We start from the raw sequence: 16304 nt of genomic DNA on the forward strand, positions 1-16304 counted from the left end.
TAACTACTCTTTAGTTGGTATTATTTAGTGAATAATATCAAATGTATATCCATTTTCCTTTAAAAAGTGCAACGTTTTAGGCAACGCAAATTTTAAATTAGGCGACGCCTTTATGCTGTCATGAAATACAATTACGCTTCCTGACTTTACGTTTTTAGTCACGTTTTCAAGGCATTTTTCAGGAGTGATAGATTGGTCGAAGTCTGCACTCAAAACATCCCACATAATAATCTTATAGCCTAGTTTTCTTAGAATTTTAGATTGCGCCTTTTTTATTTTCCCGTAGGGCGGGCGAAATATCATATTGCATGTTTTCTCTTCTTCCAGAACAGCAGCACAATTTTTTACATTCTCTATGTAATCATTATTGTTGCTTTTCCATCCATTTACATGGTTCATGGTATGGTTGCCTATGGCATGTCCGTCTGTGAGTAGTTTTTCGAATAATGCTAAATTGGCTTTTATGTTTTTTCCTATGCAAAAGAAAGTCGCCTTTGCATCAAACTTTTTCAATTCAGATAAAACCCAGTCTGTAATCTCCGGAGTTGGGCCATCATCAAAGGTGAGGTATATTTTCTTTTCGTTGTTTGGAATGTCCCAACAGTACTTAGAAAATACCCTTTTTATGAATGAATTTGTTTTTACCCAATAAAAGCTCATTTTAATTTGTTTTACAGATATGTAAAAATAAAAAATGCAGCGCTATTTATCAAGTTGCGCTGCATTTTTTTAATTGCTATGTTTTTCGTATATTATTATTCTTTTTCTCTTCCAAAACGTTCAAAAACATTTACATAAGTATTAAATGTCACTTTGTGTTTTTCGTAGAAAGCAAGATCTTTATTTTCTTTCATCACTTGCAATAAGCTTCTGTAACGCTCAATATCGGTAATGATATCAATAGCTAAGTCGGTTTGATCGCCAGGTGTAAGTGTTGCGTAATAATTTAGTTCTTCTTTGTATTTGTTAACTAGTTTATCTAGCAAATCATGTGCTTTTGCAGTTTCGCCAACTTTATAATATCCTCCTGCAAATGGTTCTACTAAAGAGTAATATCCGTATTTATCAAGTGGCATTTTTGTTATTGCTAAGTTGATAATGTTTTTGGCTTTATCAATTTTGCCTTCTGCAATAAGCTGGTTCATTAAACGTGACAAGTTTGTGCGGTATGTAATACTGTTTCTTCTGGTTTCAGGATCATGGTAAATGTTACCGTTACTGTTCCCCCAATCCCATTTCATTACAATGTCGTACATTTTATCAGCATCAATTTGTCCCATGTCCATAGGTCCGCCATCTTTTGAAGGTGTGTTTCTAATAGGAACTAATTTGTACACCATTCCGTCTAGTTGTAAATAATCTTTCAACCATAAATAATCTTCATCGTCAAAAGCGCCTCCACTAAAATAAATTGGTCTTTTCCAGTTGTTATTAGCAAGGATATCAAGCATCATTAGGCGATTTTTGTATAACGCACTTCCTTTGATGTCAATATCCATATAAGGTACGATAGAATCGTTGTATTTAGGATTAACAACTTTATTTTTAATTATAGCTTCTTTATCAACATTAAGTCTGATTTTATTTGTTGGATAAAAATGAATTGTTTGTCCGTTTTGTAAACCTACAGTCGATTTTGGATTTTTAATAAAATCAATGAAATCTTTTATGTTCCAGCGTGTTTCGATTTTAGGAATATGAGCAACATAATCTAAATTATCACCCACATATTGATCGTGTGTAAAAGATATTGGTAACGGATCTGACTCATAAGCTTTTGCTTTCATTTGATCAATATACCAATCTGTCATAAATAAACTTGTATTTACAATTTTAACATCGGTTCTAATGCCTTCAATTTCCTGTGCATACCATAACGGGAACGTATCATTATCTCCAATTGTAAATAAAATAGCATCTTTATCACAAGAATTCAGGTAAGCTTTTGCCATTGCAACTGCCGTATATTTTCCTGATCTGTCGTGATCATCCCAGTTTTGAGCCGCCATTAAAACAGGAGCAGCTAATAAACTTGCGGCAATAATAACCGGGCCTGCAATTTTAGGAGCAATGTATTTTTGAATAGTTTCATAGAGAGAATAAACTCCAAAACCTATCCAGATGGCAAACACATAAAAGGATCCTACTAGCGCATAGTCTCTTTCACGAGGTTCAAAAGGTCGCTCGTTCAGGTAAATTTTTAATGCGATTCCGGTAAAAAGGAATAATGCTAAAAGCACATAAAAACTTTTAAGATCTTTATTTGCGTGATACATTAACCCTATAAGGCCTAAAATAAATGGCAAGAAGAAATAAACGTTTCTTCCTTTATTGTTTAAAACATCTGATGGTAAATTGTCTTGAGAACCTAGATGCAAAGAGTCAAGAGCTTTGATTCCGCTAATCCAGTTTCCGTCAAGATTGTCATATTTACCCTGAACGTCACTTTGGCGTCCAACGAAATTCCACATTAAATATCTCCAGTACATATATCCAAATTGGTATTCGAACATAAAGCTGAAATTATCTACAGCTGTTGGTTTTTCGATGATTAAATAATCGCCATAACTTTTTAGGAATTTAACGTATCCTTCGTTGTCAATTTGCTTTTGAGCATAAGCGTTTCTGAATTCAGAAATTGTTTTTTCAACTTCATTACGCAATTGTGCTGTAGCTTTATTGTATTCATCTTCGCTTAGCTGGCTTGCGTCAATTCCGTATTTTCCTAAATCCTGTTCGTAATCGTAGTTAGGATTTATTTTGAATTTAGGAGGATTTGTAAAACTGATATAGTTTTGAATATGTCCTGTTTCAGTACTCCACATTCTTGGTAAAAGCGCCTTTTGATTGTCGTCTGAATTTTGACTGGCATTTTTATAATTATTGGTAATGATATATTTGCCGGTTTTATAGTCTCTTTCGTAGTTAGGTTTTTTGTCTGAGTATGGGTTTTTTGCATCAAGGCCAGCAAAAACTTCTGTGTATTGAGGACCATAAAACAAAGGGTTTACACCGTATTGTTCACGATTGTAATATGCTAAAACCTCGGCAGCATCTGATGGTTTGTTCTCGTTGATCACTGGGTTTGCATTAGCACGAACCGGCAGCATCATCCAGGTCGAGAAACCAATGAAGATAAATAAGATGCAAAGAATGATGGTGTTATAGAAAACCAATCCTTTTTGTTTGGTGAATTTTAATCCAAAATAAAAGAAAGCAATTAGAATTAAAGCTACAAATAAAGTTCCTGAGTTAAATGGTAATCCAAAACTGTTTACCATGAAAACTTCAGTATCAGCAAATGCTTCCATTGTTAATGGTAAAAGCAATTTGAAGATGAATAATAAAACACCAATTACTACAACATTGGCAATAAGAAAGTTTTTGATTGTAACTTTTTCGTAATGCTTAAAATAGTAAAGAAATCCTATTGAAGGAATAGTTAGTAAAGCCATAAAGTGAACTCCAAACGAAAGTCCGATAACTAATGAAATGACTAATAACCATTTATTTCCTTTAGGTTTATCCATGTCTTGTTCCCAACGAAGACCAAGCCAGAAAAGTAACGCAATTAATAAAGAAGCCATAGCATAAACTTCGGCTTCAACAGCATTAAACCAGAAGCTATCAGAGAAAGTGTAGGCAAGAGCGCCAACAAAAGAGCTTCCCAGAATAACAATTGAATTGTTTTGATTGATTTCAGAAAAACGTTCTATAATCTTTTTCAAAATCATAGATGAAGACCAAAACATAAACAAAATAGTAAATGCGCTTGAAAAAACAGACATCATATTAACCATTACTGCAACATGCTGAGCATCGATAGCAAACATGGCAAAAAAAGCGCCCATCATTTGGAATAAAGGTGCTCCGGGAGGGTGACCAACTTCTAATTTAGCTGCTGTGGCAATATATTCGCCACAATCCCAGAAGCTCATAGTTGGTTCAACAGTTAATGTATAGGTAGTTAAAGCGATTGCAAATGCAAACCAACCAATAATTGTATTCCATTTATTGAAATTGAATTGTGCCATATTTAGGTGTTATAATTATGTGTATTTTCTATCTTACAAAGAAAATGTTTTTTTGTTGAAAGAGAAGAGCATTAACATAAAAATCTACAAAAGTATTTGTTGTGAGTAATGTGTTGTTTGTGAAATACTTGTAAAAAGATTACGAGTTGCGGAGAAGAAAAAACGAAAAAAAACGAATTTTTTTTATCAAAAAGTTTGCGCAAACTAAAAAAAGCTCTAAATTTGCACTCGCTTAACAGCAACGCTGGTCTATGGTGTAATGGTAACACAACTGTTTTTGGTGCAGTCTTTCAAGGTTCGAGTCCTTGTAGACCAACATAAAAAGCCTCTCAATCGAGAGGCTTTTTTATTCAAAAATAAAGTTGTGAAAACTAAAAAAAGCTTTAAATTTGCATTCGCGTAAGCATTCTTACTGGTCTATGGTGTAATGGTAACACAACTGTTTTTGGTGCAGTCTTTCAAGGTTCGAGTCCTTGTAGACCAACATAAAAAGCCTCTCAATTGAGAGGCTTTTTTTATGCGATGAACTTTTTGAAAATCTCAATTTTGAAAATTCCAAATTCAATTTCTGGAATAGGTGGAAAATAGGTGAATATTGTGAAATTTGTGTTTTATTAATAGTTCGGGGTTTTAATCTTAAGAACAAGGATCGTCATTGTTTCTCAATTTATATAGTTTGGAAATTGGAATTTTCAAAATTGGAATTTATATAATAGTTTTATTTCAATAATAAAGAAGACGGAACAATACCAAATTTCTTTTTAAATGAAAATGAAAAATGGGATAAGTCTTCAAAGCCTACTCCGATATAAACTTCTGATGGAGATTTTCCTTGGTTGATTAAGTAGTAAGCCTCTTGTAGTCTTTTGTTTAATAGCCATTTCCCTGGTGTTTCCTGAAAAGCTTTTTGAAAATCTCTTTTAAATGTTGCTAAACTTCTTCCGGTGAGATAAGCAAATCGGGTAAGATGTACGTTAAAATGAAAGTTCTTATTCATAAAAGCTTCCAGATCGATTTTGCCGGGCTCATTAAAATCAAATAAAATATCTTTTAATTCTGGATTTACTTTAAGTAAAAGATGTACAGCTTCTTTTATTTTTAAATTAAATAAGCTTTCATTGTCTTCTTGTTCTACTTCTAGATAAGAAATAAGCGAATCCATAAAAGATTTATACAAAGGATTTGGAGTTAAAGAAATCATGGTTTCAGAATCTGGTCTTTTGTTTGTTTTGAAATTATATTCAGCGCTTATCTCGCGTAAGATTTCCTGATCTAAGAAAAGTGAAATTGTTTTGAATTCGCCTCCTTCTGGCGGAATCTTAACGAATTTGGCTAAATGATTTCTTTTGCTAAAACGAAAATCACCTTCTTTTGAATGGTAGGTGTTTTTGCTGTCTGAAGCGATCATTTCTCCGGCAATCTGATAACTAAACACGTGTTCCGGTATGAAATTTTCTCCTTCACGGCTACGTGTATAGTAGCAGGAGTAGAGTATTTTGGGTTTTGATGTTGATTTTGTTGTCATAATTGTAAAGTTACAAAAAGATCCAGAAATCTTTCTGAAAGACTTTCTGGATCTTTTGATGTTTATCGAATTAATGCTTTTGGTTCAAGATATGCTTCGAGTCCTAATGTGCCAAATTCTCTGCCAATTCCGGATTGTTTAAATCCTCCAAAAGGCGCCATCGGATCATGGCCAATTCCGTTTATTTGAACACGGCCTGCGTTTATTTGTGAAGCAACTTTGTGAGCTCGTTTTTCGTCTGATGAACTTACGTAGGCTTGTAATCCGTAAGTGGTGTCATTGGCTATTTCAATTGCTTCTTCTTCGGTTTTGTATGTTATAATAGATAAAACAGGTCCAAAAATTTCTTCTCTTGCAATTCGCATTTGATTGTTTACGTTTACAAAAACAGTTGGTTTTACAAAATTTCCTTTCTCTAATCCTTCGGGTTTGCCTAATCCTCCGGTTAGAACTTCTGCGCCTTCATCAATACCAATCTGAATGTAGTTTTGAACACGTTCGTATTGTTTCGTGCTTACCATTGGGCCAACTGCGGTTGTTGTGTTTTTTGGATCGCCAACAATAGTTTTTGATATCGTTTCTTTTATAAGTTCTTTTACTTCGTCTAGTCTGTTTTCTGGTACAAGTAATCTGGTTCCTGCAATGCACGCTTGCCCGCTGTTCATATAGGCAGCGATTACGGCAAGTGGAATTGCCTGGTTTAAATTAGCATCATCCAGGATAATATTAGGGGATTTTCCGCCCAGTTCAAGAGTAACGCGTTTCATGGTGTTTACGGCTTCTTTTGCGATGATTTTTCCAACATTGGTAGATCCGGTAAATGAGATTTTGGCAATATCCGGATGACGGCTTATTTCTGCTCCAACAATTTCGCCTAATCCGTTTACAATGTTAAAAACGCCTTTTGGTAATCCTGCTTCGTGGAGACATTCGGTGATTAATTGACTTTGCTGTGCGCTCATTTCGCTTGGTTTTATCACTGTTGTACATCCTGCTGCTATTGCTGTTGATAGCTTGCTGCAGATAAAGCCGTTGCTCGAATTCCAGGGAATAATAATTCCAACTACTCCCAGTGGTGTCATCTGAACTTCAGATTCTCCCATTGTTTTAGTAAAATCGTAGGTGTTTACCAGGGCAATTGTAGAGTCGAAACCTTTTATTATGTATTCATAGCTTATCGTTGCAAATTGTAATGTTCCGCCGTATTCTTCAACCATGACATCAATAAATTCGCTTTTTCTTTTTTCGATAGAAGCTTTGATGCTTTGTAAATATTGAATTCTTTCTTTTGTTGTAGTTTTAGAAAAAGTTTTAAATGCTTCTTTTGCAGCTGCTATAGCGTTTTGTGTATCTTTTTGATTTCCTAAAAGTACTTTTCCTAGTTTTTCATTTGTGGTAGGGCTTATTAGGTCAAAATATTCTGTTCCTAGTGGAGTAGTAAATTCTCCGTTAATGTAGATTTTGTCTATTGTTTTCATGTTCTAATATTTAAGAATTTTATTAGACAAAGATCTGGATAAAGAACGCTGCTGACTTTGTTGAAAAGCTCAATGTGACTTTGTTGGAAAGCTCATTAAAAAAAGTGATAAATGAAAGAATTGTATGTGTAATGAATAGAAAAAGCTTCTCAATTGAGAAGCTTTTATTTTGTGTTGAACTTATAAAGAAGCCTGTTTTATATTTTGAATGTTATTACAGGTTTGACTGAATGGTTTACTAAACCTTCGCTGATGCTTCCGTTAAAAAAGTGAGCGAAACCAGTTCTTCCGTGTGTGCACATTCCGACGATATCTGCGTTTATGCTGTTTGAAAAGTTGATGATTCCTTTTTCGATATTGGTGTCATTGTAAATATGTGTTGCGTAATTTGTAAGGTTAAATTCGTTTGCGAACTCGTTCATTGCTTTTTCTACAACGTGAGTTGGTTTAAAACTGTTTGGTGTGCAAATTGTAACCAAATGTAGTTTTGAGTCGAAGAATTTGGTAAAGTTTAAAAGTTTTTCGAATGGTTTTTTTGTTTCGTCTGAAAAGTCAGATGCAAATACAATATTAGTGGCATTAAAATTAGAAATGTCTTTTTTGATTACTAAAACGGGAATTTCAGAATTGCGAACTACTTTTTCAGTGTTTGATCCTATTAATAATTCTTCAATGCCAGAAGAGCCGTGGGATCCCATTACAATTAGATCAACGTTGTATTCTTTGCTTACTTGCGAAATGCCGTGAATAGGCTTGTCCATTTTTACAATTTCAGTTACTGGTATTCCGTCTAAATATGGTCTTGAGGAAACTTCGTCCAGCATTTCGTTTGCTTTTTTCATAAAAAGCATGGTTTCGGGAATGCTTGCGCCTCCCAGGACAGCATCATTCATTTGGCTGGGTAATTCCAGCATGTGCAAAACGATGATTTCAGAGTTGTGTTTTTGTGCAATTTGTGCAGCGACTTTTAAGGCATTTTCGGCATGTTCAGAAAAGTCGGTAGGTACTAGAATTCGTTTCATAGTTTTTGGGTTAAATAATGTGAAATTCTGTTAATTTAATGCACTCATAAAGGTAAGAAATATTTTTAGAGCAATCTATTTATTTTGATTTATAAAAAAAACACTATATTTGCACCGTTATTTATTAAAATCTAAATAATGAGGGGACTAAGTGTCCCCTCTTTTTATAAAATTATGACATTTAAAGAAAAAGTAAACGGATTAATAGCGGAGGCTCTTTTAGAAAAGCCATCAATCTTTTTGATTGATCTGGCTATTTCAGACTCTTTCAAAATTAGTGTAGGTTTAGATGGGGATAATGGAGTGGCGCTACAGGATTGTATTGATGTGAGTCGTGCAATCGAGAATAATCTGGATCGTGAAGAGCAGGATTTTTCGCTTGAAGTAGCATCGGTTGGAGTAGGATCACCATTGAAAATGACAAGACAATACATCAAAAATATTGGTAGAACATTGATTGTTACTACAAATAATGAAAAAATTGAAGCAGAATTAGTAGAAGCTAACGATGTTTTTATAATTTTGTCTTGGCAGGCTAGAGAACCGAAAAAAGTAGGAAAAGGAAAAGAAACAGTTCAAAAAGAGCAACAAATACCTTATACAGAAATTAAAGAGGCAATTGTTACAGTAACATTTTAATTAAAGAATTCGCATGGAAAATTTAGCATTAATCGATTCATTCTCAGAGTTTAAAGATAATAAACTTATTGATCGTGTAACGCTTATGGCAATTTTAGAGGACGTGTTTAGAAATGCATTAAAGAAAAAATACGGTTCTGATGATAACTTTGACATCATTATAAATCCTGATAAGGGAGATATGGAGATTTGGAGAAGAAGAGTAATCGTTGCTGATGAAGATCTGGATTTTGAGAACGAAGAAATTACCTTGACTGAAGCAAGAATGATCGAAGCGGATTTTGAAATTGGTGAAGAAGTTTCTGAAGAGGTTAAATTGATTGACTTAGGAAGAAGAGCTATTTTGGCTTTGCGTCAAAACTTGATATCTAAAATTCACGAACACGATAATACAAATCTTTATAAACAATTTAAAGATATTATTGGTGATATTTATACTGCCGAAGTGCACCATGTTCGCCCAAGAGTTGTAATTTTGGTCGATGATGAAGGAAATGAAATTGTGCTTCCAAAAGAAAAACAAATTCCATCTGACTTTTTCCGTAAAGGAGATAACGTTCGCGGAATCATTGAAAGTGTTGAATTAAAAGGAAATAAGCCTCAAATTATTATGTCTAGAACTTCTGAGAAGTTTTTAGAAAAATTGTTTGAACAAGAAATTCCTGAAGTATTCGACGGTTTGATTACGGTTAAAAGCGTAGTACGTATTCCGGGTGAAAAAGCAAAAGTAGCAGTGGATTCTTATGATGACAGAATTGATCCTGTTGGAGCATGTGTTGGTATGAAAGGATCTCGTATTCACGGAATTGTTCGTGAGTTAGGAAACGAAAATATTGACGTAATCAACTATACAAGTAACATTCAATTGTTTATCACAAGAGCATTAAGCCCTGCAAAAGTTTCTTCAATCAAAATTGATGAAGAAAATAAAAGAGCTGAAGTTTTCTTGAAATTAGAAGAAGTTTCTAAAGCAATTGGTAGAGGTGGTCATAATATAAAATTAGCGGGTCAGCTAACAGGCTACGAGCTAGATGTTATCAGAGAAGGTGATGTTGCTAGTGGTGAAGATGATGACGTTGAATTAACTGAGTTTTCAGATGAAATTGAAGGCTGGGTTATCGAAGAATTTGCAAAAATTGGTTTAGATACAGCTAGAAGTATCTTAAAGCAAGAAGTAGAAGATTTAGTAAGAAGAACAGATTTAGAAGAGGAAACTATTCTTGATGTTATGAAAATACTAAAAGAAGAGTTTGATAGCTAGTTATCTGCTCTAACAACACAACGAAAAAGGTAATAATAAAAAGGTTATATGTCTGAAGAGAGAGTAATAAGAATAAACAAGGTTTTAAGGGAATTAAATATTTCGTTAGAAAGAGCTGTTGATTATCTAAAAGATAAGGGAATTGCTATTGATGCAAATCCAAATGCGAAAATTTCTGATAGCGAATTTAATATCCTACAAAGCCAATTTGCGGGCGATAAGGGGAACAAAGAAGCTTCTAAAGAAGTGGGTGAAGAGAAAAGAAAAGAAAAAGAAGCTTTGCGTGTAGAACGTGAAAAAGAAATTGAAGACAAACGCAGACAAGACGAGGAACGCCAAAAGCAACAAGAGATTATAAAAGCGAGAGCTGTTGTAACCGGACCTGTTCAAGTTGGTAAAATTGATTTAAATCCGAAGAAACCTACTGTTGTTTCTCCTCCTGCTGAAGAACCAGCAAAAGTTGAAGAGCCAAAAGTAGTTGTTGCTCCGACTCAACCAGAAAAACCTGTTCAAAAAGAAATTGTACAGCCTGAGCCGGTGGCTCCTGTAGTTTCTGAAGAGAAAAAGGTAGAAAAACCTATTATTACAGAGAAAAAAGAAGTAAAAGAAGTGAAAGTTGAGACTCCAAAAGTAGCTCAGGAACCAGTTGTTTCAACTGATCCCGCAACTGCAGAGGAAACAATCACTACGCAATATCAAAAATTATCTGGAACTACTCTTACGGGTCAAACAATTGATTTATCTCAATTTAATAAGCCTAAGAAAAAGAAAGAAGATCCAAAGATAACTCCGAATAAACCGGGAGCTCCTGGAGCTAATAATAACGCTAACAAAAATAAGCGTAAAAGAATTGCTCCTAAACCTGGAACTCCGGGTGCGCCAAAACCTGCAACAGGTCATGCGCCGGGAACTCCAAACCCAAATAAAATTACACCAAATACCGGTGGTGGAGGTTTTAATGCTAACAGAAGTGCAAGACCTGGTTTTGTAAAAGGAAACCGTCCTGCAATTGTTGCTAAAGTTGAGCCTACTGAAGAGGAAGTAAAAAACCAAATTAGAGAAACTCTTGAAAAACTTCAGGGTAAAGGTGGAAAATCAAAAGCTGCTAAATACAGAAGAGATAAAAGAGATACGCACCGTCAGAAATCTGATGAAGAGCAAAGAGCTATTGACGAAGGAAGTAAAACTATTAAAGTTACTGAGTTTGTTACTGTAGGTGAAATTGCAATCATGATGGATGTGCCGATTACTAAAGTAATTGGAACTTGTATGTCTCTTGGTATCATGGTAACTATGAACCAACGTTTGGATGCTGAAACATTAACTATTGTAGCGGATGAGTTTGGTTATGAAGTTGAGTTTATTACAGTTGATATTGAAGATGCTATTGAAATAGTTGAAGATAAAGAAGAAGATTTAGTAGTTAGGGCACCAATTGTTACTGTAATGGGTCACGTCGATCACGGTAAGACATCTTTACTGGATTATATTCGTAAAGAAAATGTTATCGCTGGTGAGTCTGGAGGTATTACACAGCATATTGGAGCGTACGGAGTAACTTTAGATAACGGTCAAAAAATCGCATTCTTAGATACACCGGGTCACGAGGCGTTTACCGCGATGCGTGCCCGTGGAGCTCAGGTTACCGATATCGCTATTATCGTTGTTGCTGCGGATGATGATATCATGCCACAAACAAAAGAAGCAATTTCTCACGCACAAGCTGCGGGAGTGCCAATTATATTTGCAATCAATAAAATTGATAAACCAAATGCTAATGTTGAGAAGATCAAAGAGCGCTTGGCTAGTATGAATTTACTTGTTGAAGATTGGGGTGGAAAAATTCAGTCACATGATATTTCTGCAAAAGTTGGAACAGGTGTAAAAGAATTATTAGAAAAAGTTTTATTAGAAGCTGAAATTTTAGATTTAAAATCGAATCCAAATAAAGCAGCTCAGGGAACTGTAGTTGAGGCTTTCTTGGATAAAGGAAAAGGATATGTTTCTACAATTTTAGTTCAACACGGAACTTTAAGAGTTGGAGATTATATGTTGGCTGGTAAGCATCATGGTAAGATTAAAGCTATGCATGACGAACGCGGGCATATTGTTAAAGAAGCTGGTCCTTCGACTCCGGTATCAGTATTAGGTTTAGATGGTGCAGCTACTGCAGGGGATAAGTTCAATGTGTTTGAAGATGAAAAAGAAGCAAAACAAATTGCGTCTAAACGTTCTCAATTAATGCGTGAACAATCTGTACGTACTCAGCGTCATATTACACTTGATGAAATTGGACGTCGTATTGCTCTTGGTCAGTTTAAAGAATTAAACGTGATCCTTAAAGGAGACGTTGATGGATCTGTTGAAGCATTATCAGATTCGTTCTCTAAACTTTCTACAGAAGAAGTTCAGATTAATATTATCCATAAAGGTGTTGGAGCAATTACTGAAACTGACGTTATGTTGGCTTCTGCTTCTGATGCGATCATTATCGGATTTAACGTTCGTCCTGCAGGAAATGCGAGACAACTTGCAGATAAAGAAGAAATCGATATCCGTTACTACTCTATTATCTACGCTGCTATCGATGACTTAAAAGATGCAATGGAAGGAATGTTAGCTCCAGAGATGAAAGAAGAAATTTTAGGAACTGCTGAGATTCGTGAGATTTTCAAAATTTCTAAAGTGGGTTCAATCGCTGGTTGCATGGTGATGGATGGTAAAATCATGAGAACTTCTAAAATTAGAGTTATTAGAGAAGGAGTAGTGGTGCATACAGGAGAACTTGTTGCATTGAAACGTTTCAAAGATGATGTTAAAGAAGTGTCTAAAGGATACGATTGTGGTATTCAGATTAAAGGTTACAACGACATCGAAGAAAGAGATGTTATTGAAGCATACCATGAAGTTGCAATCAAAAAGAAATTGAAATAATATTCAATAATTATATTTTAAAGTCCCAATGAAAATTGGGACTTTTTTTGCGCTATATAGTTTTTGATGGATTACGCTAAAAAAATGTTAGAGCAGGGTGGAAGTGATAATTCGATTGATAGTATTTTTTTATGTTTGTTTATTTGTTGCAATTTATAAAATGAAACAAAAATGTAAGATATTGATTGCGATTTGTATGTCAATTGTTGATTTCTTTGTAGTTTAATTACAGTTATTTCTTATTCAAAAATAAGTTATAATTTTTTTGTGGTGTTTATTGGAGTATCTATTATTATGCGGTTGTTAAAGCGTTTTTATTTTGAGGTGATTTAAGTGGTTGGAAGTTTATTTTGGGTAGAAGATGTTATGTGTTAGGATCAAATTGTCAGGATGATATATAGTTAAACAATATCTGTATGAAGCTTAAGTTAATTCATATTATTAGCAAACTTGTAAATAAAGGTTTTAAGTCAAATAGTGTCTTTAGGACTTTTGAAAATGTTGAACAATTAAGAGAGATAATGCCAGACTTATTGAGCGGGTATTTGTCTGAAGAGGAAATGCCAAATAGTCTGGTGTTATTGCCGCCTCCGCCAAAAATCTCTTCTAAAGCTTTGGCGTTTGATTTAGAATATGCTAAGAATGCTATAGAATTTAAAGATAGTGTCCGTTTTTTACAGGCCGGCCTTGATGCAAATTTATCTTTTCCTGCTGCGGTTAAATCTTTTGAGTCTACTTTAGGTATCGAAATTACTGAAATTAATACGCCTAGATTATATGTGTTTATGCGAAGAGTAATGACTGATGCCGGATTGTCCACTTATGCTGCTAAAAATTATTATAACCGCGAGCGGCCATTTGTGCTTAATAATGCAAAAACATGTACTCCGGATCAGGAAGATGCGTTGCGTAAAGTTGGTTCTTTTCCTTCTGGACATGCGGCTGTTGGCTGGGCATGGTCATTGGTTTTTAGTGATATTTTTCCTGATAAGGAAGAGTCTATTCTAAAGCGTGGATACGATTTTGGTGAAAGTCGTGTGGTTTGTAATGCACATTGGTATAGTGATGTTGAAAAAGGAAGGTTAATGGGGAAGGCGACTGTTGACTGCCTTTATGTTAATAGTGATTTTCAGGTAGATTTGGCTTTGGTAAAAGAAGAAATCAAGCTGCTGGATAAGAAAGTGACAGGCGATAAAAATTGAGTTTGATTTAATAATACTGTTTTGTTTGCAAAATAGATTTAGGGTTCTCAGGTTAATTATTTGTGCTTATGTACTTTTTTTCTTTAGGGTATTTTTGAATCAGTTGTGGAAATATGCATAGGCTTGAAAATGGTAAATACTTGCATCAACAAAAAAAAGATATTTCTTTATTGAAAAGGCTTCATTTAGTTGTATAAAAAAAGCGAGATTGAATCTCGCTTTTTGTGTGTTTGTAATGTGTTTATTTGCTTGGTTTGATTAAAAAGACACTTTTGAATCTCTTTTTAATGTCGGCTAAATTTCGTTCAGCCTCTATTCTTGTTTTGAAATTCCCTACCATTACTTTGTAGTTTGGTGTATTGAAAATTATTGTTCCGTCAATAGTGTTAAATTCCCTTTTAAAATCCGATAACGTTTTCTTTGCTTCTTCGCTTTTACCGCTAAAGATTTGAATTTTGTAAGTATCGTTTGTATTTATTGACGTGTTAATTTTTCGTTTTTCATTCAGTAACTGCTCAAATTTAGGGTCTTGATTTACGATTAAATTTTGGTCTTGAGCATGAATATTATATGCTAAAGTGAACATTGTTAGTGTTAAGAAAACTCTTTTTGAAGGGGTTAAAATTCTCATAATGTGATGGTTTTTATGCAAAAATAAGATTTAAAGTTTGTATGTAAAATTTTAATATTATTTAGAATTGATATAAATTGATATTTAAGAGTATTTTAAGGTTTTGAGAATAGTTCATAAGTCGTATTTTTGTGCAAGTTTTAAAAGAAGGTATTAGTTTTTCGTTGATTTGATATAGAAAAAATCATACCAAAAATTAGTAGATAATTATTATACTATATGAAAAAGGTGGGTAACCATAATTCGATCTCAAGAAAATTACTACTTAGCTTATCGCTAACGTTAATTTTCTCCCTAACTTCATTTGCTCAAGATGCTGCTGCTCCGGCGGCGCCTGAAGCTGCTGCTCCGGCTGCTGCTGCAGGTGGTGATCCAGTAAAAGGGAAAGAACTTTTTAATGCAAATTGCGCTGCATGTCACAAATTAGATGCTAAGTCAACTGGTCCGGCCCTAAGAGGGGTTGCTGCCAAACATGATATGGCATGGATTTACAAGTGGGTGCATAACAGCTCTGAAATGATTAAATCAGGAGATGCTGTTGCAGTTAAACTTTTTGAAGAAAACAACAAGTCAGTAATGACTTCTTTTCCTCAATTGTCAACTGGTGATATTGATAATATCATCGCTTATACTTCTGAGGTAAAAGCTGAGCCTGCTGCAGGCGCTCCTGGCGCTGCTACTCCTCCTGGAACTAATGTTGAAGGTGGTGGAATCTCAAATAATATTATTTTAGGGGCTCTTGCTCTTGTAATGGCAATTTTAGTTGTTATGTTGTTCATGGTGAACAAGGTGTTGACTAAAGTAGCAAGTAATAACGGAATCGAAGTTGCTCCTAGAGAAGCTAGAACTCCAATCTGGAAAGCTTTTGCTAAAAACCAATTTCTTGTATTGGTTACTTCTATATTTTTGCTTTTGGCAAGTGGTTATTTCGTATATGCATTCTTAATGCAAGTAGGAGTTGATCAAAACTATGAGCCAATTCAGCCAATTCACTATTCTCATAAGATTCACGCTGGAGATAACGAAATCAATTGTAAATATTGTCACTCTGCTGCTCGTGTGAGTAAAACAGCTGGTATTCCTTCTTTGAATGTTTGTATGAACTGTCATAAAAACATTTCTGAAGTTGCTGAAACTACTGCTACTCCTGAGTACAGCAAAGCATTTTACGATGCTCAAATCCAAAAATTATATGATGCCGTTGGTTGGGATAAAGCCAAGCAAGCTTATACTGGAAAAACGCAGCCTGTAAAATGGGTTCGTATTCATAATCTTCCTGATTTTGTTTACTTCAATCACTCTCAACACGTTTCTGTTGCAGGAATTGAATGTCAAACTTGTCACGGTCCAGTGCAGGAATTTGAGATCATGAAGCAATATTCTAAATTAACAATGGGATGGTGTGTTGATTGCCATAGAAAAACCGATGTTAAGATGGAAGGAAATGCTTACTATGATAAAATTCATGCTGAACTTTCTAAAAAATACGGTGTAGAAAAATTGACTGCAGCGCAAATGGGAGGTTTAGAATGCGGTAAATGCCACTATTAATCGAATTATTAAGATTTTAATATTTAT

At 34.5% G+C, this 16304-nt stretch carries 11 protein-coding genes and 2 tRNA genes; 7 read left to right on the forward strand and 6 right to left on the reverse strand.

Annotated elements, in window-relative coordinates; translation table 11 throughout:
• Nucleotides 1-24: 24 nt before the first annotated feature.
• Together LNP81_RS08985 and LNP81_RS08990 are read right to left on the reverse strand one after the other, a co-directional pair.
• Complete coding sequence (locus LNP81_RS08985) at nucleotides 25-660, reverse strand: polysaccharide deacetylase family protein (protein WP_230035141.1); 636 nt, start codon at nucleotides 658-660, stop codon at nucleotides 25-27.
• Between the two features lie 95 nt (nucleotides 661-755).
• Nucleotides 756-4034: a glycosyltransferase family 117 protein gene (locus tag LNP81_RS08990; RefSeq protein WP_230035142.1), complete on the reverse strand. Its 3279-nt coding sequence runs from the start codon at nucleotides 4032-4034 to the stop codon at nucleotides 756-758.
• A gap of 245 nt (nucleotides 4035-4279) precedes the next feature.
• Here LNP81_RS08990 and LNP81_RS08995 point away from each other — a divergent pair.
• Nucleotides 4280-4350, forward strand: a tRNA-Gln gene (locus LNP81_RS08995).
• Between the two features lie 97 nt (nucleotides 4351-4447).
• Nucleotides 4448-4518, forward strand: a tRNA-Gln gene (locus tag LNP81_RS09000).
• Between the two features lie 234 nt (nucleotides 4519-4752).
• Here the strand turns inward: LNP81_RS09000 and LNP81_RS09005 are convergent.
• The 3 genes from LNP81_RS09005 to LNP81_RS09015 form a co-directional block, all read right to left on the reverse strand.
• A complete protein-coding gene (locus tag LNP81_RS09005; RefSeq protein WP_230035144.1) occupies nucleotides 4753-5559 on the reverse strand; it encodes a helix-turn-helix domain-containing protein in 807 nt (268 codons plus the stop codon).
• A gap of 62 nt (nucleotides 5560-5621) precedes the next feature.
• Nucleotides 5622-7037: an aldehyde dehydrogenase family protein gene (locus LNP81_RS09010; RefSeq protein ID WP_230035146.1), complete on the reverse strand. Its 1416-nt coding sequence runs from the start codon at nucleotides 7035-7037 to the stop codon at nucleotides 5622-5624.
• A gap of 197 nt (nucleotides 7038-7234) precedes the next feature.
• Entirely contained in the window at nucleotides 7235-8059 is an 825-nt protein-coding gene (locus LNP81_RS09015; RefSeq protein ID WP_230035148.1) for a universal stress protein, read from the reverse strand.
• A gap of 174 nt (nucleotides 8060-8233) precedes the next feature.
• Here LNP81_RS09015 and rimP point away from each other — a divergent pair, with 174 nt between their 5' ends.
• The 4 genes from rimP (at nucleotide 8234) to LNP81_RS09035 (ending at nucleotide 14095) form a co-directional block, all read left to right on the forward strand.
• Nucleotides 8234-8698 carry a ribosome assembly cofactor RimP gene (gene rimP / locus LNP81_RS09020; RefSeq protein ID WP_065448130.1) on the forward strand — a complete coding sequence of 155 codons (465 nt, stop codon included), beginning with the start codon at nucleotides 8234-8236 and terminating at the stop codon, nucleotides 8696-8698.
• A gap of 13 nt (nucleotides 8699-8711) precedes the next feature.
• Nucleotides 8712-9959, forward strand: a complete 1248-nt coding sequence (nusA, locus tag LNP81_RS09025) for a transcription termination factor NusA (RefSeq protein ID WP_230035149.1) — start codon at nucleotides 8712-8714, stop codon at nucleotides 9957-9959.
• Between the two features lie 48 nt (nucleotides 9960-10007).
• Complete coding sequence (infB, locus tag LNP81_RS09030; protein ID WP_230035151.1) at nucleotides 10008-12893, forward strand: translation initiation factor IF-2; 2886 nt, start codon at nucleotides 10008-10010, stop codon at nucleotides 12891-12893.
• Nucleotides 12894-13309: 416 nt separating this feature from the next.
• Entirely contained in the window at nucleotides 13310-14095 is a 786-nt protein-coding gene (locus tag LNP81_RS09035; protein ID WP_230035154.1) for an acid phosphatase, read from the forward strand.
• Nucleotides 14096-14336: 241 nt separating this feature from the next.
• On the opposite strand, the gene LNP81_RS09040 is transcribed toward LNP81_RS09035, so the two are convergent.
• Nucleotides 14337-14726, reverse strand: a complete 390-nt coding sequence (locus LNP81_RS09040; RefSeq protein ID WP_230035156.1) for an SPOR domain-containing protein — start codon at nucleotides 14724-14726, stop codon at nucleotides 14337-14339.
• Between the two features lie 219 nt (nucleotides 14727-14945).
• On the opposite strand from LNP81_RS09040, the gene LNP81_RS09045 reads away from it, so the two are divergent.
• Entirely contained in the window at nucleotides 14946-16277 is a 1332-nt protein-coding gene (locus LNP81_RS09045; protein WP_230035158.1) for a c-type cytochrome, read from the forward strand.
• Nucleotides 16278-16304 lie beyond the last annotated feature (27 nt).

It is taken from the genome of Flavobacterium piscisymbiosum, from assembly GCF_020905295.1.
In the GTDB taxonomy this organism is placed as follows: Bacteria; Bacteroidota; Bacteroidia; order Flavobacteriales; family Flavobacteriaceae; genus Flavobacterium; species Flavobacterium piscisymbiosum.